The sequence below is a fragment of the Halomonas sp. 707B3 genome (assembly GCF_024158645.1).
GTDB classification, from domain to species: Bacteria; Pseudomonadota; Gammaproteobacteria; order Pseudomonadales; family Halomonadaceae; genus Vreelandella; species Vreelandella lionensis.
Window position 1 is genome coordinate 16,529 of the sequence record NZ_JAMZBE010000016.1, and the last position, 24,213, is coordinate 40,741.

The window sequence follows — 24,213 nt, forward strand, 5'->3', positions numbered from 1 at the left end:
AAGGAGCCTTATGCGCATTTTGCTGGTAGAGGACGACCCCAGTTTAGCCTCGGGTATTCGGCTAGCTTTAAAGCCCGAACACTATACCGTGGATCATCTGAGTGACGGTGCTACCGCGCTCAATGCGCTCACCGAGGGCGAACCGTTTGACGCGGTGATTCTTGATTTAGGTTTACCGCGCCTGGATGGTATGGAAGTGTTGAATGCAGTCAGGCGACACGGCAGTCATGTACCCATTTTGGTACTCACCGCCCGCGATGCGGTGGATAACCGCATCGCGGGACTCGACGCTGGCGCTGACGACTACCTCACCAAACCTTTCGAGGTGGCCGAGCTAAAAGCCCGCCTGCGTGCCCTATTACGCCGTAGCCAGGGCCAAACCAGCAGCCTGCTTAGCTGTCGGGGCATTACCCTTGACCCGCACACCCTGCACGTTCGCTATCAAGACGCGCCGGTAACGCTCTCCCGCCGCGAGCTAACGCTACTGCAGGAGTTTATGAGCCACCCCGGCCGAGTATTTACCCGGGATACCCTAACGCGGCTAGTTTACGGCTGGGAGGAGGATGTGGAGAGCAATGCCATTGAGGTGCACATTCACCACCTGCGACGAAAGCTGTTTTCCGATGTTATTCGTACCGTACGCGGCATTGGCTACGTCATGGATAAACCCGCTAAGGAAGAGGCATGACATCGATTCGTCAACGCACTCTGGGGTTAACGCTCTTAGTATTTGGTGCCAGCATGTTAGTGATTGGCTTCATCAGCTACCGCTATGCGGCCCATGAGATCGAAGAGCTTTACGATGCCAGCTTGGCCCAGAATGCACGCCTGCTAGAGGGTTTACTGCAAGCACCGCTGCCCGATGACGACCGCGATGTTCTACTAACCAGCTTGGAGAATGCGCTGCTACGCGCCGAGCAGTCGGACAAGCGCTTTGCAGGGCACCGCTATGAAAGCAAGCTGGCCTTTCAGCTATGGGAAGAGGACCGGTTGTTACTACACTCCGCCAGTGCCCCCGATGCTTCGCTAGCGCAGCAACCCGTTGGCTACTCCACGCTGACCGTTGGGGAGCACGACTGGCGAGTGTACGTGCTGGATGTGCCAGACTCCTTCAGCCGCGTGGTGGTCAGCGAACGCGAAGACGTGCGCGGCGAGCTAATCAGTGCCGTGGCGCTGCGCACCTTGCTGCCAGACCTAATCGGCTTACCCTTCTTAACGCTGCTGCTATGGTGGTCGATTGGTTGGGGGTTAGCCCCGCTATCCCGTATGGCAGAGCAGATCCGTAACCGCGACCCGCATAACCTAAAACCGTTACCACTCTACCCGCTACCTCAAGAGCTGGGCACCATTGCCGGGGCATTAAATCGACTATTAGAACGGCTACGCCAGCTGCGCGTACGCGAGAAGCGCTTTATTGCCGACGCTGCCCATGAACTGCGCACCCCGCTGGCCGTGCTGGACCTTCACGCCCAGAATGCCTTAACGGCTGATAACGCTGAGGACCGTGAAGAGTCGCTGCACCACCTGCGTAGCGGCGTTGCCCGCTCGACGCGGCTGGTCTCCCAACTACTAACCCTGGCTCGCCTGGACCCTGAAGAGGAGCCGCTGCCTGAGCTGCGCCATGTCAATGTTCTGCTGGAAACCCAAGAAACCCTAGCGAAGCTCTCGCCGCTGGCGGCAGAGCGCCAGCAGCAGCTGTTCTTGAATGCCGATGATCAAGCCGACTGGACAATGGAAGAGGAACCCGGTGCGATTGAAACCCTGGTGCAAAATCTTGTCGGTAACGCAATCCAACACTCTCCCGAGCAGAGCACCATTACGATTACCCTTGAGGCTGCCGTGCTGAGCATTACGCTGATGGTGGATGACCAAGGGCCAGGCATACCGGTTCACGAGCGCAGTCGGGTAGTAGAACGTTTTCAGCGCGCAGGCCCAGGGGCGGGAGCAGGGCTAGGGTTATCCATCGTCGAGCGCCTAGTAAAGCGCCATGAAGGCTTGCTACGACTCGAAGATGCCCCCGGTAATGGCCTACGCATCAGGGCAGTATTAGCAAGGGACGCGCTGACTCAGCGCCATGCAAAAGAATGAGAAAAAATGTAACACCGGCGGACTCTTAAGATTGTGATAAGAATTCCGTGCAAGTGTGAAGGTACAGAGCGGGCACGTTGTTAATGACCTGCTTCTTCACACCACGGAGGTACCCCTCGATGAACCAAACACTGCATTCTCATAAGCCGCTTGTTCAATTCGGTGCTACCCCGCTACTCACCACTCCGGCACCCAAGCAGCTCACCCCGGACAGCCCGGCAATGACAGTACTGACCGATTTTACCCAGGTCATGCCGCAGTCTATTGCCGGAGACACTCCGATTGATGACGCCCACCTTAAAATGCGTCACGGCGGTGTTCGTCTGCTGTTTGTCATGGACAAGCAGGCTCACTGCATTGGCGTGCTCACCGCCAAAGAGGTGATTGGCACTCGGCGCATCAATTTGGCGATGCAGCAGCGCAATCTTGAGCGTTCGGAAGTCACCGCCGCGATGATCATGACGCCCTGGGAAAAACTCAGCGCCATGCCGCTGGAGCAGCTGGCATCGCTCACCATTGAAGATCTCGTGTTATCAATGGAAAGCTTTACCGAGCAGCACCTGTTAATTACCGAACGTAAGCCAAATCAGGAACTGAGCGTGCGCGGCATTATCTCTGCCACCGATATTCAAACGGTGATGGGTAGCCGCCTGAATACGCAACTTCCCTCCACGGTGGTTCCCATGGCGCGCAGCTTCGCGGACATTTGCCAGGTCATTACCGGACACGATTTATAAGCTTTTTTTACGCTTAAGGTAACGAGTTGGCTTTACCACGCTTATTAACCAAAGCGCCCCTTATCTTGAGATAAGGGGCGCTTTGTTTGCCTGCCCAGCAATAGAGTGCTAAGCAGGAAAGGACTCACCGGTGCAGGTTAGAACATGCCCGCATTTACCAACAAATGAGCCCCAATACTGGCCGCGTAGCCCAACAAAATGGCCGGAGCCCAACGCAGATGAACCGCAAAGGTATAGATGCCACGAGCTTGGCCCATCAGCGCAACACCCGCTGCCGATCCCATAGATAGCAGGCTACCACCCACGCCAGCGGTGAGTGTAATCAGCAGCCAGTTACCTTCCGACATATCCGGCGCCATGGAGAGCACCGCAAACATTACCGGAATGTTATCCACCACCGCTGAAATCAAGCCCAAAACCACGTTGGCCCATACCGGGTCCCAGCCGCCGTAGAGTGTCTCGGAGAGCAGGCTCAGGTAGCCCATAAACCCAAGGCCACCCACACACATCACCACGCCGTAGAAGAACAGCAGCGTATCCCACTCGGAGCGGGCAATTTTGCTGAAAATATCAAACGGCACCACGCTACCCAGTTGCTCCAGCTTTTGCCAATCGCCACGGCGAGAGTAGCGTTCACGCTTGCGCTCCAGAGAGCGGGGCAGGCTGCGGCGTAGGTAGTAGCCAAAAAACTGCAGTAAGCCCAGGCCAAACATCATGCCCATGGCGGGCGGTAGGTAAAGAATCGAGTGGCACAATACCGAAATGGCTACGGTAATTAAAAACAGCACAATGATCCGTTTAGCGCCACGCTTCATCCACACGTTCTCAGTGAGCGCAGCTGGCTGACGGTTAACCAGGAAGAAGTTCATGATCACCGCAGGCACCATGAAGTTTACTATCGCGGGGATTAATAACGCGAAGAAGCCTTCAAAGGGCACTTGCCCTGCCTGCCACACCATCAGCGTGGTGATATCACCAAACGGGCTAAACGCACCGCCTGCGTTAGACGCCACGACGACGTTAATGCAGCAAAGACTAATAAACTTGTTATCCCCTTCTGCCACCTTCAGTACGACCGCACACATCAACATGGCGGTGGTCATGTTATTGGCAATCGAGGAAATACCAAACGCCAGACAGCCGGTAATCCAGAACAGGCTGCGGTAGCTAAAGCCTTTACGTACCAACCAAGCCCGCAAGGCATCAAAAATACGCCGCTCTTCCATGGCATTGATATAGGTCATCGCCACCAGCAGGAATAACAGAAGCTCGGTGTACTCCAGTAGGGTTTCCTTGAAGGCACTTTCCGCCTCGTGGGGCATACCCGCTTGAACATAAACCCACGCCACAATTGCCCAGATAAGGCCAGCGGCCACCAGAACAGGTTTGGATTTACGCATGTGGATAATTTCTTCACTCATTACCAAGGCATAGGCAAGAATGAAAATGGTCACAGAGGCAATACCGGCAAGAGAGGCAGTGAGATCTAATGGGCCGGCAGCAGCATAGGAGAGCGAAGGAAAAGCAAAAAGGCAGAGCGCGGTCAACAACCAAGCAACACGGCAGGCTGGATGCCGAGTTGCAAGGGCGTTAGGTGGTTTCATAGCAGCGTGATCCTGGCAGGGTTAGAGAGTACCGCCACGATAATAAGCACACTAACTATGTGCTGCAACGCAGCGATTGCGCATAAGATGCGGCCTTTTGCCGCATCTTGTAAAGCGCTTTATGCTGACTAACTGTTATTAATTGTGACACGGCACTTATTCGACGGTCACACTCTTTGCAAGATTACGCGGTTGATCCACATCAGTGCCTTTTAATACCGCAACATGGTAGCTCAATAGCTGCAGCGGCAGAGTATAGAGCAACGGTGCCAGTGCTTCATGCACATAGGGCAGCTCCAGAACGCGGATATCATCTTCGGGGCTAATGCCGACCTCCTTGTCGGCAAATACAAATAGCTGGCCGCCGCGGGCGCGGACTTCTTGGAGGTTGGATTTCAGTTTTTCGAGCAGATCATCATTCGGGGCAACTGAAATAACCGGCATCTCGCTATCCACCAATGCCAGCGGGCCGTGCTTTAGCTCCCCGGCAGGATACGCTTCGGCATGAATGTAGGAGATTTCTTTTAACTTCAGCGCGCCTTCAAGGGCAATTGGATAGTGGGCACCACGGCCCAAAAAGAGCGCATGATTTTTTTCGGCAAACGCCTGGGAAAGCGTTTCGATTTGGCTGTCTAGCGCCAACACACGTTGGCATACATCAGGAAGCGTACGCAGTGCGGCGACGATATCTGGATAATCGGCCTGTCCTTTGGCTTTGCTCACAGCCAGCGTGAGCAGCATCAGCGCAATAAGCTGAGTGGTAAACGCTTTCGTCGAGGCCACGCCAATTTCGGGGCCTGCCCGGGTCATTAGCGACATATCCGACTCGCGCACCAGCGAGCTGCCAGGTACGTTACAAATAGCCAGCGAGCCAACATAGTTCAGCGTTTGTGCAAAGCGTAGCGCCGCTAGGGTGTCGGCGGTTTCCCCCGATTGGGAGAGCGTCACAAACAGCGTCCCTTCCGGTACGACCGGGTGGCGATAGCGGTACTCGGAGGCGACCTCTACCTGCACCGGTACCCCGGCGTAGCGCTCCAGCCAGTAGCGTGCCACCAAGCCCGCATGGTAGCTGGTGCCGCAGGCGATGATGTGCACTTGGCGTGTTTTCTGAAACAGCGCCTGGGCATCTGGCCCAAAGCTCTCTACCAACACGCTGCTGGCACTAAGCCGCCCCTCTAGTGCCGCCTCGATCACCTTAGGCTGCTCAAAGATCTCTTTGAGCATGTAGTGGCGGTACTCGCCTTTACTGGCCGCGCCATCGCCATGCTCAAAGGTATGGATGGGCCGCTCTACCCTGTTTCCTTTGCGATCGACAATACGGATATCGCCATGCTCCCGCAGCTCGACCAAATCCCCCTCTTCCAGGTAGATAAAGCGGTCGGTTACCTGCAGCAGCGCCAGCGGGTCGGAAGCTAAAAATGTCTCATCAATACCTACGCCTACCACAAGCGGGCTGCCCTGGCGTGCACCTACCACAACGCCGGGTTCAGCAGCGCTCATGACGCCCAGGGCATAGGCCCCTCCTAAACCACTGACAATCTCTTGAGTAGCATCAAACAGCGTAAGCCCAGCCGCCAGTTTTTCAGCCAGTAAGTGGGCGATCACTTCAGTATCGGTTTCTGACGTAAAGGCATAACCTCTGGCTTGCAGGGTCTCTTTAATCTTTTCGTAGTTTTCGATAATGCCGTTATGCACTACGGCAACGTTGTCGCTGCTGTGGTGTGGGTGAGCGTTAGCTTCGGAGGGTTTTCCATGGGTCGCCCAGCGGGTATGGGCAATTCCGCAGCTACCCGGTAGCGCCGCGGTCTCTAGCTGCGCTTCCAACGCAGCCACTTTCCCCAAAGCACGGCGCCGCGTGAGCGTTCCATCGTTAAGCACCGTCATGCCAGAGGAGTCATAACCGCGATATTCCAAGCGCTTAAGCCCTTCCAGCAAAATTCCCTGCACATTACGCTGCGCAACCGCCGCGACGATGCCACACATAGTTCTTCTCCTAAGCTACTTAACCAGTCCGCGCAACGGTAAAACGGCGGCGCTGATAGATGAATACGGCTTTTTAATGATTCTTAGCACTAGGCTTTTTAACTTTACTAGGGCGTGGCCAATCAACTTTTTCTAACTGGCGGCTACGAGAGACGGCTAAGGCGTAATCGGTGACGTCTTTAGCAATCGTTGACCCCGCCCCGACAGTGGCCCCTTTACCAACCGAGACGGGCGCTACCAACGCCGTGTTAGAGCCGATAAAGGCATTATCACCAATCTCGGTATGGTGCTTGTTAGCGCCATCGTAATTACAGGTAATAGTGCCTGCGCCAACGTTGACATCGCGGCCAAGGCGAGCATCGCCGACGTAGCTTAAGTGGTTAATCTTGCTGCCTTCACCAACGTCAGCATTTTTGGTTTCCACAAAGTTGCCCACTTTGGCTTTCACGGCTAAGCGCGTACCGGGGCGAAGCCGTGCAAAGGGTCCAATTTGGTTGAGGCCTGCCGCCACTGTCGTGTCGATAACACTATGGCTGTTAATTTCGCTCTCTGCGCCGATGGTGCTGTTTTTGATGACACAGTAAGGGCCTACCCGCACTCCTTCGCCAAGCTCTACATTGCCTTCAAATACGCAGCCCACATCGATGAATACATCATGGCCACAGGTAAGCTTACCGCGTACATCAATTCTTGTTGGGTCGGCCAAGGCAACACCTTGCGCCATCAATGTTTCAGCTATCTGCTGCTGGTAAGCGCGCTCTAAGCGGGCCATTTGCAAGCGGTTATTAACCCCTTCCACTTCAGTGGCGTTATGGGGCTGCGCCGTTGCTACCTTGACGCCTTCACTGGCCGCCATGGCGATCACATCGGTCAGGTAGTACTCGCCCTGGGCGTTTTCTGCGGAAAGCTGGGGCAGCCAGCGCTTCAGTTGAGCACTGGTCATGGCCATAATGCCAGTGTTGCACTCAGTAATCGCTAACTGCTCGTCGTTGGCATCCTTCTGCTCAACAATCGCCACGGCCTGACCATCACTGTCACGCACAATACGGCCGTAGCCGCTAGGGTCATCTAACGTGACGGTCAACAGGCCCATATGCTGTTCATCGACATGGGCCAGCAAGTTGGCCAGCGTATCGCGACGAATGAGAGGGACGTCGCCGTACAGCACCAATACGATGCCGCTACCTAACTGAGCCTGGGCTTGTGCTACTGCATGGCCGGTGCCCTTCTGCTCTTCCTGCAGCGCAAACGACACCTCGTGCTCTATCAACGCTTCTCGCAGTTGGTCCGCCCCATGGCCAATTACCACATGGGTTCGGCTGGGGTTCAGGCCGCTGGCCGTTTCCAGCACGTGCTGCACCATGGGTTTGCCCGCCAGCGTATGCAGCACTTTGGGCAGCTGTGAACGCATTCGTGTGCCTTTACCCGCCGCAAGAATGACGATATCGAGGTCGTGCATGTTATTCACCTGTCTCCGTTTGGCGATTCGCAGTGGACGTCGCCCAAGGCTCAATTCCCAGTTCATTCACCAGCGCTTCACCAAAATAGTTGACGAATGCCGGACTGGCGAGGCTGCGCCAGCTCTCCCCATCTTTCACTAGCATTAAAATATTCAGGTTATTCTCTACCGCGAGCTGCATACCTTTTTCACTGCCTACTACGGTGAGCGCCGTCGCCCAGGCATCTGCCCAGGCATTTGAGGGATGAAACACAGAGACCGAGGCGAGCTGGTGCTTAATGGGCCGCCCGGTGCGCGGGTCCAGAAGATGGGAAAAGCGCTCACCGTCGACTTCAAAGTAGTTACGGTAATCACCGGAGGTAGCCACCGACATGCCCTCCAACGCAATCACATGTTGCGCTTCCGGTACCCCGCTTTGTGGTACTTCAATACCAATGCGCCAGGGTGTTTGCGCTTCAATGTCGCGGTAGCCACGGGCAACCAGCCCACCGCCAATATTGACCAAATAGTTTTCAATTTTTTGCTGGTCCAGGTAGGCGGCAACGCGGTCGGTAGCGTGGCCTTTGGCTACCCCAGAAAGATCAGCAAATACATCCCGGAGGCGACGCGCCTGCATCCGCTGGGTATCCACCTCGACTGCATCGAACCCAATCGTGGCCATGCGCTCGCTTAACTCGGCCTCGCTGGGCACCTCTTCTGGCCGCGCTTCAGGACCAAAGCTCCATAAATTCACTACGTCGCCAATGGTGATATCAAACGCCCCCTCGCTGGCTTCCGCCACCGAGCGGCTTATCGCCAGCACTTCGATCAGCTCGTTAGAGAGCGGCTGCCACTCGTTGAGCGGCGCGTCGTTAAAGGCGACTAGTTCTGAATCGTCACGGTAGGTCGACATCGCTTGGTCAACGTCTTCCATCTCGGCCAATATGCCCTCTTCCAAAGCATTGGCTTCGCCCTGCGTCAGCGGGTCGACCAGAGTAATTTGATAATAGGTGCCAAAAATACCGCCTTCAAAGCGCACCGGTGACTCCAGCGGCCGATCATTTTCTGAACAGCCCGCCAGCAAAACGCCCACCAGCGCCACGACTCCCACACGCCCAAGCGCGGTTTGATAGCCCTTCATCCAATTTCCTTAAATAAAACGCGCCGGGTTAAAAGTGAAAAAACCACAGTAGCCAAGCACCAAACAGCACCCGATACGCCACGAACGGCTGCATCCCCAGCTTTTTAATTACCACTAAGAAGTAATGAATACATACATATGCGCTGATTCCTGATAACAGCGCCCCTACTAGCATAGCGGGTACATCAATTAAGTGAGGCGCTTTCAATAGTTTCACCGCCTCAAGCCCGCCCGCCAGAACAATCACCGGAATTGAAAGTAAAAACGAGAAGCGCGCCGCCCCTTCACGGTTCATACCCACCATCAGGGCAGCGGTCATGGTGATGCCCGAGCGCGACGTACCTGGAATCAGCGCCAGCACCTGAGCGCCGCCGATGATCAGTACATCTTTTAGGGTCAGTTGATACTCGCTGCGGGTGCCGCGCATTTTCCAATCGGCATAGCCCAGCAGTAGCCCGAAGGCAATCAGGCTAATGCCGATAATTAAAGTGGAGCGCATATAGCCGGAAATAAGATCATGGAGTAAAAAGCCGACGACACATACTGGTAGCGTGGCAATGGTGACCCAAAAAGCTAGCCGCGCGTCTTCATCGACACCCTTTCCTTTCACCGCGGTTAGGCTGCTGACAACCATTTTCCAAATTTCCTGGCGAAAATAGATCACGACAGCGCTTAAACTGCCCAAATGCAGGGCGACATCGAAGGCAAGACCTTGATCTTCCCAGGTGGTCAGCACCGGCACCAAAATGAGGTGGGCAGAGCTAGAAATAGGAAGGAATTCAGTGAGCCCTTGCACCACCGCCAATACCACCACTTGGAGCCAATCCATAGGTCATCCTGTCTGTATTACGTCATTAAATGATGTGTAAGCACCTGCAGCGGCGCTTAGGATACACATCCAGCCATTCATTGTCCGCACCGGTGAAGCGCGCAAATTCATAAGAAGGTATAGAGCTTATGCAACGGTAAGCTACAATAGGCGCCTATTAGAAGTGTGCGTCCCTGCAAGGTACCTCATGACTCAGACCGTAGAAACGCCAGTGGTTCCCAATCGCGAGTTAGATAGCCAAGAGGCTAAGCGCGTAACCTATATCGGCGCTTGGCTGGACGGTTTGCTGAGCATAATCAAAGTCGCCGTCGGTTTTTTTGTCGGCTCTGCTGCGCTGATTGCCGATGGTATTCACTCGCTCTCTGATCTTGTCACCGATGGTTTTGTACTGGCTGCCATCCACTATGGCCGCCAGGAGCCAGATAACGATCACCACTACGGCCACGGCCGAATCGAAACTCTCACGACCCTGCTATTGGGCAGCGTGCTGATCTTCGTGGCCGGGGGCATCGCCTGGTCGAGCCTGGATCGCCTGTTTAGCGGTGCCGAAGTCAACGCTCCCGGCATGATAGCCATTGGCATCACCGTGCTCGCGCTACTCAGCAAAGAGTGGATTTTCCGCTATACCATGCGAGTGGCTAAACGGGTGAAGTCCAAACTGCTGGAGGCCAATGCCTGGCACTCGCGCAGCGATGCGCTTTCAACAGCGGTAGTGCTGGTCGCCTTGGTGGGTGCCCAGTTTGGCTTAGGCTGGCTAGATGCCGTGGCCGCTATCATCGTAGGGCTGCTGGTCGGTAAAGTGGGCTGGGATTTGCTGTGGGAGTCGGCCCGAGAACTGGTGGATACTGCCCTTCCAGAAGACATTCAGCAGCAGATGCACGATGTCGCCCGCAGCGTACCTGGGGTGGATAGCGTACACGATCTGCGCACACGCCAATCTGCAGGCTGGGTGATGGTCGACCTGCATGTGGTGGTGGGACCGAAGATCACCGTGTCGGAAGCCCATGAAATCGGAAACGAAGTGAGCCGTCGCCTGCGTCACGAATTTCCTTTATTGACCGACGTGATCTTCCACGTCGACCCGGAAGATGACGCCGGCGAAGGCGACCCCAGCCGCTTGCCCGGCCTGCCGCTGCGTCCAGAAGTGGAAGCGGCGCTGAACGAGCGCTGGTACAAACATCCGGTATGGCGCACGCTGAACGAGCTACAGCTCCACTACTTAGAAGATAAGGTATCGGTATCGCTGATTATTGGCGATGCGGTTCACCAACCGCCTCAATGCTTGGCCAGCCAGCTAAAAGCGCTGGCTAGCGATATTGAGTGGCTTGGTCATGTGGAAGTACTATTTATTACCCGCGCGGCCAGCAGCGCCATGCGTTAAGCCTCTCCTAAACGCCTGACAATATGGCCGTGGCGATACTGAAGTAAATCAGTACCCCAGAAGCATCAATCAGTGTGGTGACCAGCGGCGCCGAGGCGGTGGCGGGGTCCACCTTAAAACGCTCCAGTACGAACGGTAAGCACATGCCGATCATGCTGCCAAACAGCACGATGGTGACCATGCTCAGCGCGACGATGATGGCCACCGCTTCGCCTCCGCGAAAAATACCGATGGGGGCCACGGCAACCGCCATAGTCAACCCTAATGAGCCAGCTACCAACAGCTCGCGCCCGAGCATCTTGCTCCAGTCTTTCACGCCGATATCGCCAGTGGCCATGCCGCGCACCATCAGCGTGGCGGCCTGCGCACCCGCGTTACCACCGCTGCCAATCAGTAAGGGTAAAAAGAACACTAGCGCTACCTGTGCCGCAATAGTGTCCTCAAAATATGCAATGCCCGCTCCCGAAAAGAGGTTGGCAAATACTAACAGCACCAGCCAGAACACCCGCTTGCGATAAAGGCTCCACAACCGCACCCGGCTAACGCCATCTTCCAACTGCCCGATGGACATCCCTTTGTGGATATCTTCGGTGGCCTCTGACTCAGCAACATCCATGGCATCATCGTGAGTCACGATGCCTACCATACGGCCATCGGCATCAACCACGGGCAGCGCCAGCAAGTCGTACCGAGCCACAATTCTCGCCACCTCCTCCTGCGCTTTATCCACAGGGGTTTTGATGACATCTTTGATCATGATGTCATCCACCAACGCCCCAGGGCGCGCGACCATCAGTTGGCGCAGCGACATGGTACCGATCAGTTGGCCGTCATTATCCAGCACGTAAAGCTGGTAGACCGTTTCTGCATCAGGGGCGGTTTGGCGCACGCGCATCATCGCTTGCGACACCGTCATGCCACTGGCTATGGCTACATAGTCAGAGGTCATGATGGCGCCGGCCGTACCTTCCTCATAGCTGGCGAGGCGCTTTAAATCTTCTCGCTCTTGGTGCGCCATACGACGCAACAGCGCTTCACGGCGATCTTCCCCTAGCAGGTTGAACAAGTCCGCCCGCTCATCGGAGCCCATCTCTTCCAGCAGTTTGAGCACTTGGGTATCGGATAACTTCCCGACCACCTCAAGCTGGCTTTCTCCCGGCAGGTAGCCCAACACGTTGGCCGCCCGCTCGGCGGAGAGAATCGCCAGCAAGGCAAGCGCGGCGTCAAGCTCGTCATCCTCCTCAATTAGCTCTTCTAAGACATCGCCAATATCTGCTGATCGAATTTCCGCTAGCCGTTCGGCCAGCTGTGTTTTATTCGGCGCTTCCTGGGTAAGCTCTTTCAGCAGCTCACTTTTTAATGCCTGTAGGGCTTCTTCGTTTAGTGCCATCGCCATCTCCTTGTGTGCAGGCAAGCGCCATACTGCTAATCGTATGCTTTAATATCGGACAAAAAAAACGCCCCTTAAACCCTATTACGGGCTCAAGGAGCGTTTTGTTCACGCGCAGCGTGTTGTTAGCCTTTACCCGCCTTTTTGCGCAGCTGCTGAATCGTTCGCAGCTGGGCAACGGCTTCGGCAAGTTCAGCGGCAGCGCGGGTATAATCCAGCTCCGATGACTTGTCGTTAAAGGCTTTCAGCGCCTGCTGACGCGCTTCTTCCGCCGCGGCCTCATCAAGGTCGCTGGCACGGGTCGCTGCGTCGGCAAGGATCGTGACAACGGTAGGCTGGACTTCCATGAAGCCGCCAGAGACAAAGAAGTTTTCTTCCTTGCCATCATCGTGGATCACGCGAACCGGGCCTGGCTGAAGCTCGGTCAGCAGCGGGGTGTGCCCCGGCAAAATGCCGAGGTCACCCATAATCCCTGCAGCTACCACCATCTCGACAGTACCTGAGAAGATGGAATCTTCAGCGCTGACGATATTGCAAGTGAAGCTATTCGCCATAGCGAATCCCCCTAATGGACGGGATTACTTCTTCATCTGGTTGGCTTTCTCGACAGCTTCGTCGATGGAGCCGACCATGTAGAAGGCCTGTTCCGGCAGGTTGTCGTACTCGCCTGCAAGGATGCCCTGGAAGCCACGGATAGTGTCTTTCAGCGACACATATTTACCGGGCGAACCAGTGAAGACCTCGGCTACGAAGAACGGCTGCGACAGGAAGCGCTGGATTTTACGCGCGCGGGCAACGGCCAGCTTGTCTTCATCAGACAGCTCGTCCATACCCAGAATCGCGATGATGTCCTTCAGTTCCTTGTAACGCTGCAGAACGTTCTGAACGCCACGAGCAACATCATAGTGCTCTTCGCCTACGACCAGCGGATCCAACTGACGTGAAGTGGAGTCCAGCGGGTCAATCGCGGGGTAGATACCCAGCTCAGCGATTGAACGCGCCAGTACCACGGTCGCATCAAGGTGGGAGAAGGTGGTCGCCGGCGACGGGTCGGTCAAGTCATCCGCAGGAACGTAAACGGCCTGTACGGAAGTGATAGAACCGGTTTTCGTAGAGGTGATACGTTCCTGCAGAACGCCCATCTCTTCGGCCAGTGTCGGCTGATAACCTACCGCAGACGGCATACGACCCAACAGGGCAGATACTTCGGTACCGGCCAGGGTGTAACGGTAGATGTTATCGACGAACAGCAGAACGTCACGGCCTTCATCACGGAATTTCTCAGCGATGGTTAGACCGGTCAGCGCCACGCGCAGACGGTTGCCGGGCGGCTCGTTCATCTGACCATAGACCAGCGCTACCTTATCGATAACGTTGGATTCGGTCATTTCATGATAGAAGTCGTTACCCTCACGCGTACGCTCACCTACACCGGCGAATACAGAGTAGCCGCTGTGCTCGGTAGCGATGTTGCGGATAAGCTCCATCATGTTAACGGTTTTACCAACACCCGCACCGCCGAACAGACCGACTTTACCGCCTTTCGCGAAGGGGCAAACCAGATCGATTACTTTGATACCGGTTTCCAGCAGCTCGTTAGAGGCTGCTTGGTCGGCATAGCTCGGTGCTTTACGGTGGATCGGCATGCGCTCTTGCTCGCCGATCGGGCCAGCTTCATCAATCGGCTCGCCGAGCACGTTCATGATGCGACCTAGCGTTTCCTTACCCACTGGTACGGAAATCGCAGCACCTGTGCTGGTCACGTCCATGCCACGCTTTAAGCCCTCAGTGGAGCCCATGGCAATGGCGCGTACTACGCCGTCGCCCAGCTGCTGCTGGACTTCGAGGATGGTCTCAACATCGGAGACCTTCAGCGCGTCGTAGACCTTGGGCACAGAGTCCCGCGGAAACTCTACGTCAATCACCGCGCCGATGATTTGTACGATACGTCCGCTCATCTTGGTTCCTCTCAAAAACCTGCAAATGAAACCTGTCTGCCGGGAGCCACCTAAGCGATGGCAGGCTCCCTAGGCGTTATACGGCTGAAGCGCCGCCGACGATCTCGGAAATTTCCTGGGTGATGGCGGCCTGACGGGCCTTGTTATAAACCATCTCCAGATCGTCGATCAGGTTGCCCGCGTTATCAGTGGCACTCTTCATAGCGATCATTCGGGCGGCCTGTTCACACGCACCGTTCTCGACTACCGCCTGATACACCTGCGATTCGATGAATCGAACCAACAGGCTGTCTAGCAACGCCTTGGCATCCGGTTCATACAGGTAGTCCCAGCTTCCGGGACGGGCGTTTTCTTTGTCATGCTTAGCGTCTGCGCCCATATCGGACGACAGAGGAAGAAGCTGACGCACTACTGGCCGCTGCGTCATGGTGTTAACAAATTCGTTATACACCACGTACAGGCGGTCTAGGCGTCCTTCATCGTACGCTTCGAGCATCACCTTAATGCTACCGATCAGACCCTCAACGGTTGGTGCTTCCCCTAATCCGCTTTTTGCAGCAATTAGATTGCCACCATAATTGCGGAAGAAGGCACCAGCCTTCGAGCCGAGGGCGCAGAAGTCCAGCTCAGCGCCTTGCTGTTTCCAGGCAACAGCGTCTTTCACCACTGCCTTGAACAGGTTGACGTTTAAGCCGCCACACAGGCCACGGTCGGTGGAAACCACGATATAACCAACGCGCTTTACCTCGCTACGCTCGACCATATAGTCGTGCTTGTACTCGGGGTTTGCGTCAGCAATGTGGCCTACCACGTTACGAATCTGCTTGGCGTACGGCTGGCCAGCCTTCATCAGATCTTGCGCTTTACGCATTTTCGATGCAGCTACCATTTCCATGGCACTGGTAATCTTCTGCGTATTTTTAATGCTCCCGATCTGGGTGCGTATCTCTTTTGCAGCTGCCATAGCGATCTACCTTTCGTTCGTGGCTCTCAGAAAGCATGCAAGCCCGCCCGCAGGCGGGCCGGACATTACCAGCTCTGAGTCGCCTTGAACTTCTCGAGACCTGACTTCAAGCCGTCCTGAATCTCGCCGTTGTAGTCGCCGGTCTGGTTGATCTTATCGAGCAGTTCGCTGTGCTCAGACTTCATGTAATCGTGCAGAGCACGTTCGAAGTCCAGCACCTTATCGACGCTCACGTCATCCAGGTAACCTTCGTTAGCGGCGTACAGAGACAGCGCCATTTCTGCAACTGACATCGGCGAGTACTGCTTCTGCTTCATCAGTTCGGTAACACGTTGACCGTGCTCAAGCTGCTTACGCGTGGCTTCATCAAGGTCAGAGGCAAACTGCGAGAACGCCGCCAGTTCGCGGTACTGAGCCAGGGCCAGACGAACACCGCCACCCAGCTTCTTGATGATTTTGGTCTGCGCAGCACCACCTACACGAGAAACCGAGAGACCTGCGTTAATCGCCGGACGAATACCGGAGTTAAACAGGTTGGTTTCCAGGAAGATCTGACCATCGGTGATAGAGATAACGTTGGTCGGTACGAATGCCGATACGTCACCACCTTGTGTTTCGATGATCGGCAGTGCGGTCAAGGAACCGGTTTTGCCTGTCACTTCACCGTTGGTGAACTTCTCAACGTAGTCAGCGTTAACGCGCGCAGCGCGCTCCAGCAGACGTGAGTGGAGATAGAAAACGTCACCCGGGTAAGCTTCACGGCCCGGCGGACGACGCAGCAGCAGCGATACCTGGCGGTAGGCAACAGCCTGCTTGGAAAGATCGTCATAGACAATCAGTGCGTCTTCACCGCGATCGCGGAAATATTCACCCATGGTGCAGCCAGAGTAGGCGGCCAGGAACTGCATCGGTGCCGGATCGGCAGCGCCTGCAGCTACAACGATGGTGTGATCCATCGCGCCGTGCTCTTCTAGCTTGCGCACCACGTTAGCAATGGTCGACTGCTTCTGACCGATCGCGACGTAGACACAGGTCACGCCTTTGCCTTTCTGGTTGATGATCGCATCGATGGCAATGGCGGATTTACCAATCTGACGGTCACCGATGATCAGCTCACGCTGACCACGACCGATTGGCACCATGGCGTCGATGGATTTCAGACCAGTTTGGATCGGCTCGTCAACGGACTGACGGGTAATAACGCCAGGCGCTACTTTTTCTACCGCGTCGGTCAGTTTAGCGTTGATATCGCCTTTGCCGTCGATGGGGTTACCCAGCGCGTCGACAACGCGACCAATCAGCTCAGGGCCTACCGGAACTTCCAGAATGCGACCGGTACACTGAGCGGTCATGCCTTCTTCAAGCTGTAGGTAGTCACCCAGGACAACAGCACCGACGGAGTCACGCTCCAGGTTCAGTACCATGCCGAAGATGCTGTTCGGGAATTCGATCATTTCACCAAACATCGCGTCTTCGAGGCCGTGAATTTTCACGATACCGTCGGAAACGCTGACGATGGTGCCCTGATTACGGGCTTCGGATGCGACGTCAAGCTTCTCAATTCGCTGCTTGATGATGTCGCTGATCTCGGAAGGATTCAGTTGCTGCATGCCATGTCCCTCAGACTCAAGCGGTCAGTGCTTCAGAAAGGCGGTTCAATCGACCACGCACCGAACCGTCAATGACGGTATCGCCGGCACGCAGGATGACACCGCCAATAAGCGACTTGTCCACCTGAGTAGTAATGGAGATTTCGCGATTCAAACGTTTCTTGAGCGCGTCTGCTAGCTTGGTCTGCTGTTCGCCGTCCAGCTCATAGGCGGACGTAACGGTCACTTCAACACGCTGTTCATGTTCGGCACGCAGGTACTCGAACTGTTCAGCGATAAAGGGCAGTGCCGTCAGGCGACCTTGGTCGGCCAAGGTATCCAAAAAGCGTGACAAATCATCGTTCTGCTGTTCCGGCAACATATCGGAAAGCAGCGCTACTTTTTTGTCATTCTCAAGTTTTGGACTGCCCATCAAGCGACGAAAGTCGCTGTTAGCAACCGCAGCGCTTAAAAAACTAAGCGCCTGAGACCAGCTATCAAGCGCCTCATGATCACGCGCGTATTCAAACGCCGCCTTAGCGTAAGGACGAGCGACGGTAAGTAATTCCGCCATGGGTCACCTCCTTACAGTTCAGCAGCAAGCTCATCAAGTAACTTGCGATGTGCTTTCTCGTCGACCGAAGCTTCTAATACACGCTCGGCACCAAGGATGGCGAGGTGAGAAACCTGGGCACGAAGCTCGTCTTTTGCACGATTCACTTCTTGCTCAATTTCGGAACGAGCGCTTGCCATCAGGCGTTCGCCTTCAGCGCGAGCCTGTTCGCGTGCTTCTTCGATCATTTGAGCAGAGCGCTTGTTGGCTTGCTCGAGAATTTGAGAAGCCTGCTCCTTGCTTTCACGCAGCGTTTGCTCAGCGCGCTCTTGAGCTAGCTCAAGGTCGCGAGTCGCACGGCTGGCTGCGTCCAAGCCATCAGCAATCTTTTTCTGACGCTCATGAAGCGCGTTGCTGATCGGAGGCCACACATACTTTATGCAAAACCAGACAAAGATCGCGAAGGCGATCGTCTGCCCGATAAGCGTCATGTTGATATTCACAGGGATGTACCTCTGACAATTTCGTGGCGACCGGAGTGAAACAAAACCGAGCGGGTTAGCCGCTCGGCGATGCAATCATTAACCGGCAACAACGAAGATCAGGTACATCGCGATACCAACACCGATCATCGGAACGGCGTCCAGCAGACCGGCCATCAGGAAGGTTTTGGTCTGCAGTTGGTCGCCCAGCTCAGGTTGACGAGCAGTAGACTCGATCAGTTTGCCACCGAGGATAGCGAAACCGATACCGGTGCCCAAAGCGCCCAAGCCGATCATGATGGAGGCAGCAATGTAGATAAGTTCCATGGTAATGCTCCTAGTTTTTCAAGTTTAAGTGCAAGGTTGAGGGTTAAGGTTAAGGGTTAATCTCACGCAAGCGGTGCGCTTAGTGATGCTCGTGAGCAGCACTGAGGTACACCACGGACAGAACAGTAAAAATGAATGCCTGTAGGACAACGATCAGGATATGGAAAATGGCCCACGGCACATCCAACAACCAAATTGCCCAGAACGGCAGCATGGCAATCAGAATGAAGATAACTTCACCCGCAAACATGTTGCCGAATAGACGCATTGCCAAGCTGAACGGCTTCACCAACAGAGCGACAATTTCAAGCAACAGGTTGAAAGGAATCAGCGCCCAATGGTTGAACGGCGTCAACGACAGCTCCTTGGCAAATCCACCTACGCCTTTCACTTTGAAGCTGTAGTAGAGAATGAGGCCAAAGACGCCCAACGCTAAGCCTAGGGTGGCGTTAACGTCTGTTGTCGGCACGATTTTCATATAATCGACGCCTAACTTGCTGAACAACACCGGAAAGTAATCGACCGGAATGATTTTCAGCGTGTTCATGAAGAGAATCCACACGAACAGCGTCAGCGCTAGAGGGGCAATAATAGGATTGTGCCCCTTGAACGCGCCCTTAATCATGTCTTCTACGAACTCGAAGACCATCTCAACGGCGTTTTGCAAACCGCCAGGCACCCCAGTAGTCGCCATTTTACCGGCTTTACGGAATAGGAAAATGAACAGCAAGCCCATGGCAATCGACCAGCCCATGGTATCCAAGTGGATCGCCCAAAAGCCCATTTCACTTGCTTCTTCAGCAGAGTGCGCCAACGACCAGCCATTCTCTGGGTGCTTACCAAAGGTTAAATTCTGCAAGTGGTGCTGGATATAGTAAGTCGTTGAGACTTCGTTACCTGCGGCCATAGACATGTCACCTCAATTAGTTGCGCGGTGCCTTAGCATCAGCAATGGAGCCAGCCAATGTGTCAGAACAATCGCGACATAAGCGCTAAAAAAGAAAGCTGGGTTTGAGGGGGGCACGGCAACAAATACGGCTGTAAAGAGTGCCACCGTCAAACCAAACTTACCTGCCTCGGCGCGCAGCAGCATCGCTGACCGCTGAGAAACGTTCGTATGTAAAAACCCCATCCGATAGACAAAAAAGGCATGTGGCAACAATGCGACAAGAGCGCCTTTCAGTACTGAGGTCACGCCCGCTAGCTGTGTCGATGAATACGCAAGCAGCATAGCCATCAGCGTCACTAGCAGTTGAATAATGGCCAACCGTATGATGTACGCTTTACGTCGCTGGGTCTCAATTCGCTGCATATTTCCCCAGTACGTCAAATGAACGGCCATTATTGCTTTGGCAGGTAGGTGACTTAATACCAACCTGCACAAATCTTGCGCGATTATAGGGAAGCGCTATCACACCTTCAACCGAAGTTGCACGGAATTCGCGCGTTTCAGCATCGACTTGCGACCAAAGGGCTAAAAATAGGCCGTATCTTTCATTAGCGTGCTATTTAATATGCGCTAGAATTCCATCCAGCTCTTCAAGGCTTGTATAACGAATAGTGACTCGGCCTTTGCCTTTTTGACCATGATCAATCGAAACAGGCGCGCCGAGAAGCTCACCCAGATGGGTTTCTAAGCGGGCCACATCGGGTGTTTTGGCTGACTGCTTGGCAGAAGATACAGGCGCCTGATGGGTTTGCACCTTTTTCACCAGCGCTTCGGTATCGCGCACGGTAAGGTCTTTATTGACCACTTCGTGGGCGACTTGGCGCTGCTGTGCACTATTTAACGAGAGCAGTGCGCGAGCGTGACCCATATCTAAATCGCCCCGCTCTAGCAGGGTTTGCACCTCTGGGTCGAGGGCCAGCAGACGAAGCAAGTTGGCAACCTGGGTACGAGACTTACCCACTGCATCGGCAATCTGTTGCTGAGTGAGTTCAAATTCATCACCCAAACGCTTCAGCGCAATCGCTTCTTCAATGGCGTTGAGATTTTCCCGCTGGATGTTTTCAATCAGCGCTAAGGCCAGCGCGACTTCATCACTCACATGGCGTATGACCGCCGGAATAACGTCCAGCTCGGCCAGTTGCGCGGCGCGCCAGCGGCGCTCACCGGCAATAATTTCATAGCGGTCTTTACCTACCGGACGCACTACGATGGGCTGCATCACGCCTTGGGCACGGATCGAGTCGGCAAGCTCTTCCAGGGCTTCAGGCTGGATGTCTCGGCGGGGCTGATACTTTCCGCGCATCAGTTGCCCAAGTGGCAGACGCTCCAGGCGTTCAGCCATTGCGTCATCTACCGCCACGTCTGGCACCGGGGCGTCGGCGCTCTCAAGCGTTGCGCCACCGGTCAGGTCTAAACTGTCACGACGACGTGCGCCCGCACCAATCAGGGCATCCAGGCCACGTCCTAGCACGCGTTTACGCGTCATTCGCTTTCCCTCGTACTTTTAACGTTACGTGCTTTGAACGCTACAGCGGCAACCGTTACAACGACAGACGCCGAATCATCTCTTTGGCCAGCACGCGATAGGCTTGGCTACCCCGCGAAAAACGCGCGTATTGGGTGACCGGTACGCCGTGGCTTGGCGCTTCAGCGACTTTCACGTTGCGCGGAATCGTCGTTTTCAAAAGCGCATCGCCGAAAAAGTCGCGTAGCTGCTTATCCACTTCGCGGGTGAGACTGGTGCGCTTATCGTACATGGTGCGCAGAATCCCGGAGACGGCAAGCTCAGGATTCACGCTTTGTTTGATCTGCTCCACCGTATCCAGCAACGCGGAGAGCCCCTCTAGGGCGTAAAACTCACACTGTAGCGGAATCAGTACGCCATGGGCGGCGGTGAGTGCGTTCACCGTCAGCATATTCAGCGACGGCGGGCAGTCGATCAGCACCACGTCGTAATCGTCCGCGACGCTGGCGAGCGCGAGCGATAGGCGGCTTTGGCGCTGGTCGCTATCCAGTAATTCGACTTCTGCTGCAGTGAGGTCGCCGTTACCGGGTAGAACGTCGTAGTGAACCGGCAGCCCGCGAACGATAACCTCGCCTGCAGTGGCTTCACCAAGCAACACGTCCAGCACGCTTTTCTCAAGATCGTACTTGTCGATCCCGCTGCCCATGCTGGCATGGCCCTGTGGGTCCAAATCCACCAGCAGTACGCGGCGATCAAGAGCAGCCAGGCTGGCGGCCAGGTTAACGGCTGAAGTGGTCTTGCCCACGCCGCCTTTTTGGTTGGTCAGGGCAATGATCTGGCTCACTACTCAACTCCTTTTGGGGTCAGGATCAACAGCTGCCGCTCGGCCGTTTCAAAGGGTACATTCAACAGGTGGCGCTCGCTGAGTTCAATGCCTTCCGGCAGGTCACGCAGCTCGTCATCGGCACCAGGGCCTTTCATTGCTAGCCACTGACCATTTGCAGATGGCAGGGGGCGCGTTAGTGTCACGAAATCCACCAAACTGGCAAACGCACGTGAGATCACCTGATCAAAGTGCTGGCCGGCGAACTGCTCTACCCGTGCCTGAGTAGGCGTCACGTTCGTCAGCGCCAACTCCATCACCGCTTGGCGCTGGAAGCGGACTTTCTTGCCATTGCTATCCAGCAGCGTCACCTGAAGTTCGGGCTTCATAATCGCTAGTACTAAGCCGGGTAACCCAGGCCCTGCCCCCACATCCAGCAGCGTTGGGCCGTGAACGTAGGGAGCAACGGCGGCGCTATCCAGTACGTGACGCGAGACCATTTCTTCAACATCACGCACTGCGGTGAGGTTATAAGCCCGGTTCCACTTGTGCAACAGCGCCAGTAAACCAAGCAGCTGCTCTCTCTGTTCAGCGCTAATCACAACCCCTAGCGCTGATAGGCCTTGATCAAGTCGTGGTGCAACGCCATTGGGTAAGCTGTTGACCAGCGGCTGGAGTCGACTCATCCGTTGGCCACCTCGGCGTTGGTAATCAGGCGGCGTTTTTTCAGATGCACGAGCAGAATCGATATAGCTGCGGGCGTTACCCCAGAAATCCTGGCTGCATGTGCAAGGGTTTCAGGACGGGTGTCGCTGAGTTTTTGGCGAATCTCGTTGGAGAGACCTTCCACCCGGTGATAATCAAGTTCCGCAGGCAGCGGCGTAGCTTCATGACGCTTAAGCTTATCGATCTCATCCTGCTGACGATCAATATAGCCCTGATATTTGGCTTGAATTTGCACCTGTTCGGCCACGGCTTCGTCATGCACATCACCGCTTTCCATACCGGGGAGCGAGGTAATATCGGCATACGTCAGCTCAGGGCGTTTCAACAAATCGCTTAAGCAGTACTCTCGGGGTAGCGGCCTGCCGGTTTTTTCAGCGATTTTTTCCGCTGCCGGGCTATTGGGCTGTACCCAAGCGGTGGCCAAGCGTGCAGTTTCCCGCTCGATGGCTTCGCGCTTTTGACTAAACGCTGCCCAGCGCGTGTCGTCGACTAAGCCTAGCTTGCGGCCTTTTTCGGTCAGGCGCAGATCGGCATTATCTTCACGCAGCAGCAGGCGGTATTCCGCCCGCGAAGTAAACATGCGGTAGGGCTCTTTGGTGCCCATGGTGATTAAGTCGTCTACCAAAACGCCGAGGTAGGCTTCATCACGGCGGGGGTACCAAGCGTCGAGCTGTTTAGCGCGGCGAGCGGCGTTTAAGCCCGCCAGTAGCCCCTGGGCACCCGCTTCTTCATAACCGGTTGTGCCGTTGATTTGTCCGGCAAAAAACAGGTTGTGGATAAATTTGGTTTCCAGCGAGTGTTTCAAATCCCGCGGATTAAAGAAATCGTACTCAATGGCATAGCCAGGACGCGTGATGTGTGCGTTTTCTAACCCTTTGATCGAGCGCACCACCTGCAGCTGCACATCAAACGGCAGCGAGGTCGAGATGCCGTTGGGATAGAGCTCGTGGGTATCCAGGCCTTCAGGCTCGATGAACACCTGATGGCTCGATTTGTCGGCAAAGCGGTGCACTTTATCTTCAATCGAGGGGCAGTAGCGCGGGCCGATCCCTTCAATCACGCCAGAGTACATTGGCGAGCGATCCAAGTTACCCAGAATAATCTCGTGGGTGCGCTCGTTGGTGTGCGCGATATGGCAGCTCACCTGCTGGGGATGCATCTCCCGCGAGCCGAGGTAAGACATCACCGGCGTTGGGGTATCACCCGGCTGCTCTTCCAACTGCGAAAAATCGACGGTTTTGGCATCGATACGCGGCGGCGTGCCGGTTTTGAGCCGGTCAACATGAAACGGCAACGCACGCAGTCGTTCTGCCAGCGCGTTGGAGGGCGGGTCACCCGCGCGGCCTCCGCGGCTTTGATCCAACCCGATGTGGATAACGCCACCCAGGAAGGTACCGGTTGAGAGCACAACGGATTCTGCGTGAAAGCGAATGCCGGTTTCAGTCACGACGCCGCGTACGGTGTCGTTATCCACAATGAGATCACCTGCCGCCTGCTGAAAAATCGTCAGGTTGGGCTGGTTTTCCAGCATGCCGCGAATGGCGGCTTTGTAGCGGATGCGGTCGGCCTGGGCACGGGTTGCGCGCACCGCTGGCCCTTTGCGTGCGTTGAGCACACGAAACTGGATGCCGCCTAAATCCGTGGCTAGCCCCATTGTACCGCCGAGCGCATCAATTTCTTTCACCAAATGGCTTTTGCCGATGCCGCCAATGGCGGGATTGCACGACATTTGGCCAAGCGTCTCGATGTTGTGGGTTAGCAATAGGGTTTGACAGCCCATACGAGC

Annotated in this window: 23 protein-coding genes; 4 read left to right on the plus strand and 19 right to left on the minus strand. The window is 55.3% G+C overall.

The window, feature by feature from the left end; genetic code table 11:
• Positions 1 to 10: 10 nt before the first annotated feature.
• The 3 genes from BIS10_RS03940 to BIS10_RS03950 all read left to right on the plus strand — a co-directional run bounded on the left by BIS10_RS03940 (position 11) and on the right by BIS10_RS03950 (position 2,825).
• Positions 11 to 688, plus strand: coding sequence for a response regulator transcription factor (locus BIS10_RS03940; RefSeq protein ID WP_253502730.1), 678 nt, complete (start codon positions 11 to 13; stop codon positions 686 to 688).
• A complete protein-coding gene (locus BIS10_RS03945; protein WP_253502733.1) occupies positions 685 to 2,088 on the plus strand; it encodes an ATP-binding protein in 1,404 nt (467 codons plus the stop codon). The genes BIS10_RS03940 and BIS10_RS03945 overlap by 4 nt, the downstream gene beginning before the upstream one ends.
• Positions 2,089 to 2,207: 119 nt before the next feature.
• Complete coding sequence (locus BIS10_RS03950) at positions 2,208 to 2,825, plus strand: CBS domain-containing protein (protein WP_253502736.1); 618 nt, start codon at positions 2,208 to 2,210, stop codon at positions 2,823 to 2,825.
• Positions 2,826 to 2,962: 137 nt separating this feature from the next.
• Here BIS10_RS03950 and nhaD read toward each other — a convergent pair whose 3' ends face one another.
• The 5 genes from nhaD to BIS10_RS03975 form a co-directional block, all read right to left on the minus strand.
• On the minus strand, positions 2,963 to 4,429 hold the full coding sequence (nhaD, locus tag BIS10_RS03955; RefSeq protein ID WP_253502739.1) for a sodium:proton antiporter NhaD: 1,467 nt from the start codon (positions 4,427 to 4,429) through the stop codon (positions 2,963 to 2,965).
• Between the two features lie 156 nt (positions 4,430 to 4,585).
• On the minus strand, positions 4,586 to 6,412 hold the full coding sequence (gene glmS / locus BIS10_RS03960) for a glutamine--fructose-6-phosphate transaminase (isomerizing) (protein ID WP_253502743.1): 1,827 nt from the start codon (positions 6,410 to 6,412) through the stop codon (positions 4,586 to 4,588).
• 73 nt (positions 6,413 to 6,485) lie between these two features.
• Positions 6,486 to 7,871 (minus strand): bifunctional UDP-N-acetylglucosamine diphosphorylase/glucosamine-1-phosphate N-acetyltransferase GlmU, encoded by a 1,386-nt coding sequence (gene glmU, locus BIS10_RS03965; protein ID WP_253502746.1) that lies wholly within the window; start codon positions 7,869 to 7,871, stop codon positions 6,486 to 6,488.
• 1 nt (position 7,872) lies between these two features.
• On the minus strand, positions 7,873 to 8,991 hold the full coding sequence (locus BIS10_RS03970) for an FAD:protein FMN transferase (protein WP_253502749.1): 1,119 nt from the start codon (positions 8,989 to 8,991) through the stop codon (positions 7,873 to 7,875).
• Positions 8,992 to 9,019: 28 nt separating this feature from the next.
• Positions 9,020 to 9,820 (minus strand): undecaprenyl-diphosphate phosphatase, encoded by an 801-nt coding sequence (locus BIS10_RS03975; protein WP_253502752.1) that lies wholly within the window; start codon positions 9,818 to 9,820, stop codon positions 9,020 to 9,022.
• A 187-nt stretch (positions 9,821 to 10,007) separates the two neighbouring features.
• Here BIS10_RS03975 and BIS10_RS03980 point away from each other — a divergent pair, with 187 nt between their 5' ends.
• Complete coding sequence (locus tag BIS10_RS03980) at positions 10,008 to 11,201, plus strand: cation diffusion facilitator family transporter (RefSeq protein WP_253502755.1); 1,194 nt, start codon at positions 10,008 to 10,010, stop codon at positions 11,199 to 11,201.
• Positions 11,202 to 11,208: 7 nt separating this feature from the next.
• On the opposite strand, the gene mgtE is transcribed toward BIS10_RS03980, so the two are convergent.
• The 14 genes from mgtE to mnmG all read right to left on the minus strand — a co-directional run.
• Positions 11,209 to 12,591 carry a magnesium transporter gene (gene mgtE, locus BIS10_RS03985; protein WP_253502758.1) on the minus strand — a complete coding sequence of 461 codons (1,383 nt, stop codon included), beginning with the start codon at positions 12,589 to 12,591 and terminating at the stop codon, positions 11,209 to 11,211.
• A 125-nt stretch (positions 12,592 to 12,716) separates the two neighbouring features.
• A complete protein-coding gene (locus tag BIS10_RS03990) occupies positions 12,717 to 13,145 on the minus strand; it encodes a F0F1 ATP synthase subunit epsilon (RefSeq protein WP_083022917.1) in 429 nt (142 codons plus the stop codon).
• 24 nt (positions 13,146 to 13,169) lie between these two features.
• On the minus strand, positions 13,170 to 14,549 hold the full coding sequence (gene atpD, locus BIS10_RS03995; protein ID WP_253502761.1) for a F0F1 ATP synthase subunit beta: 1,380 nt from the start codon (positions 14,547 to 14,549) through the stop codon (positions 13,170 to 13,172).
• 76 nt (positions 14,550 to 14,625) lie between these two features.
• Positions 14,626 to 15,513, minus strand: coding sequence for a F0F1 ATP synthase subunit gamma (gene atpG, locus BIS10_RS04000; RefSeq protein WP_253502764.1), 888 nt, complete (start codon positions 15,511 to 15,513; stop codon positions 14,626 to 14,628).
• Positions 15,514 to 15,578: 65 nt separating this feature from the next.
• Positions 15,579 to 17,123: a F0F1 ATP synthase subunit alpha gene (atpA, locus tag BIS10_RS04005; protein WP_253502767.1), complete on the minus strand. Its 1,545-nt coding sequence runs from the start codon at positions 17,121 to 17,123 to the stop codon at positions 15,579 to 15,581.
• A gap of 16 nt (positions 17,124 to 17,139) precedes the next feature.
• Complete coding sequence (locus BIS10_RS04010; protein ID WP_172515149.1) at positions 17,140 to 17,676, minus strand: F0F1 ATP synthase subunit delta; 537 nt, start codon at positions 17,674 to 17,676, stop codon at positions 17,140 to 17,142.
• A gap of 11 nt (positions 17,677 to 17,687) precedes the next feature.
• Positions 17,688 to 18,158 (minus strand): F0F1 ATP synthase subunit B, encoded by a 471-nt coding sequence (locus tag BIS10_RS04015; RefSeq protein ID WP_044628601.1) that lies wholly within the window; start codon positions 18,156 to 18,158, stop codon positions 17,688 to 17,690.
• A 78-nt stretch (positions 18,159 to 18,236) separates the two neighbouring features.
• The gene (atpE, locus tag BIS10_RS04020) at positions 18,237 to 18,464 is read right to left on the minus strand and encodes a F0F1 ATP synthase subunit C (protein WP_038479860.1); all 228 of its coding nucleotides are present in this window, start codon (positions 18,462 to 18,464) and stop codon (positions 18,237 to 18,239) included.
• A 79-nt stretch (positions 18,465 to 18,543) separates the two neighbouring features.
• Positions 18,544 to 19,371 carry a F0F1 ATP synthase subunit A gene (gene atpB, locus BIS10_RS04025; protein WP_172515718.1) on the minus strand — a complete coding sequence of 276 codons (828 nt, stop codon included), beginning with the start codon at positions 19,369 to 19,371 and terminating at the stop codon, positions 18,544 to 18,546.
• A 12-nt stretch (positions 19,372 to 19,383) separates the two neighbouring features.
• Positions 19,384 to 19,731 carry an ATP synthase subunit I gene (locus BIS10_RS04030; protein ID WP_253502770.1) on the minus strand — a complete coding sequence of 116 codons (348 nt, stop codon included), beginning with the start codon at positions 19,729 to 19,731 and terminating at the stop codon, positions 19,384 to 19,386.
• Positions 19,732 to 19,969: 238 nt separating this feature from the next.
• Complete coding sequence (locus tag BIS10_RS04035; protein ID WP_253502773.1) at positions 19,970 to 20,899, minus strand: ParB/RepB/Spo0J family partition protein; 930 nt, start codon at positions 20,897 to 20,899, stop codon at positions 19,970 to 19,972.
• A 55-nt stretch (positions 20,900 to 20,954) separates the two neighbouring features.
• Positions 20,955 to 21,722, minus strand: a complete 768-nt coding sequence (locus BIS10_RS04040) for a ParA family protein (protein WP_054640719.1) — start codon at positions 21,720 to 21,722, stop codon at positions 20,955 to 20,957.
• Positions 21,722 to 22,387 carry a 16S rRNA (guanine(527)-N(7))-methyltransferase RsmG gene (gene rsmG, locus BIS10_RS04045; RefSeq protein ID WP_253502774.1) on the minus strand — a complete coding sequence of 222 codons (666 nt, stop codon included), beginning with the start codon at positions 22,385 to 22,387 and terminating at the stop codon, positions 21,722 to 21,724. The genes BIS10_RS04040 and rsmG overlap by 1 nt, the downstream gene beginning before the upstream one ends.
• Positions 22,384 to 24,213 (minus strand): tRNA uridine-5-carboxymethylaminomethyl(34) synthesis enzyme MnmG (gene mnmG / locus BIS10_RS04050; protein WP_253502778.1); only part of this gene is annotated, 1,830 nt, incomplete at its 5' end. The genes mnmG and rsmG, both read right to left, overlap by 4 nt.

What these genes read in the sequence shown, in the direction of transcription:
- BIS10_RS04035 (WP_253502773.1), bottom strand. Translation starts at nt 20,899, where the DNA reads ATGACGCGTAAACGCGTGCTAGGACGTGGCCTGGATGCCCTGATTGGT.
- BIS10_RS03975 (WP_253502752.1), bottom strand. Translation starts at nt 9,820, where the DNA reads ATGGATTGGCTCCAAGTGGTGGTATTGGCGGTGGTGCAAGGGCTCACT.
- rsmG (WP_253502774.1), bottom strand. Translation starts at nt 22,387, where the DNA reads ATGAGTCGACTCCAGCCGCTGGTCAACAGCTTACCCAATGGCGTTGCA.
- atpE (WP_038479860.1), bottom strand. Translation starts at nt 18,464, where the DNA reads ATGGAACTTATCTACATTGCTGCCTCCATCATGATCGGCTTGGGCGCT.
- BIS10_RS03945 (WP_253502733.1), top strand. Translation starts at nt 685, where the DNA reads ATGACATCGATTCGTCAACGCACTCTGGGGTTAACGCTCTTAGTATTT.
- nhaD (WP_253502739.1), bottom strand. Translation starts at nt 4,429, where the DNA reads ATGAAACCACCTAACGCCCTTGCAACTCGGCATCCAGCCTGCCGTGTT.
- atpA (WP_253502767.1), bottom strand. Translation starts at nt 17,123, where the DNA reads ATGCAGCAACTGAATCCTTCCGAGATCAGCGACATCATCAAGCAGCGA.
- BIS10_RS03950 (WP_253502736.1), top strand. Translation starts at nt 2,208, where the DNA reads ATGAACCAAACACTGCATTCTCATAAGCCGCTTGTTCAATTCGGTGCT.
- glmS (WP_253502743.1), bottom strand. Translation starts at nt 6,412, where the DNA reads ATGTGTGGCATCGTCGCGGCGGTTGCGCAGCGTAATGTGCAGGGAATT.
- mgtE (WP_253502758.1), bottom strand. Translation starts at nt 12,591, where the DNA reads ATGGCACTAAACGAAGAAGCCCTACAGGCATTAAAAAGTGAGCTGCTG.
- atpG (WP_253502764.1), bottom strand. Translation starts at nt 15,513, where the DNA reads ATGGCAGCTGCAAAAGAGATACGCACCCAGATCGGGAGCATTAAAAAT.
- BIS10_RS03970 (WP_253502749.1), bottom strand. Translation starts at nt 8,991, where the DNA reads ATGAAGGGCTATCAAACCGCGCTTGGGCGTGTGGGAGTCGTGGCGCTG.
- BIS10_RS03940 (WP_253502730.1), top strand. Translation starts at nt 11, where the DNA reads ATGCGCATTTTGCTGGTAGAGGACGACCCCAGTTTAGCCTCGGGTATT.
- BIS10_RS03980 (WP_253502755.1), top strand. Translation starts at nt 10,008, where the DNA reads ATGACTCAGACCGTAGAAACGCCAGTGGTTCCCAATCGCGAGTTAGAT.
- glmU (WP_253502746.1), bottom strand. Translation starts at nt 7,871, where the DNA reads ATGCACGACCTCGATATCGTCATTCTTGCGGCGGGTAAAGGCACACGA.
- atpB (WP_172515718.1), bottom strand. Translation starts at nt 19,371, where the DNA reads ATGGCCGCAGGTAACGAAGTCTCAACGACTTACTATATCCAGCACCAC.
- BIS10_RS03990 (WP_083022917.1), bottom strand. Translation starts at nt 13,145, where the DNA reads ATGGCGAATAGCTTCACTTGCAATATCGTCAGCGCTGAAGATTCCATC.
- atpD (WP_253502761.1), bottom strand. Translation starts at nt 14,549, where the DNA reads ATGAGCGGACGTATCGTACAAATCATCGGCGCGGTGATTGACGTAGAG.
- BIS10_RS04010 (WP_172515149.1), bottom strand. Translation starts at nt 17,676, where the DNA reads ATGGCGGAATTACTTACCGTCGCTCGTCCTTACGCTAAGGCGGCGTTT.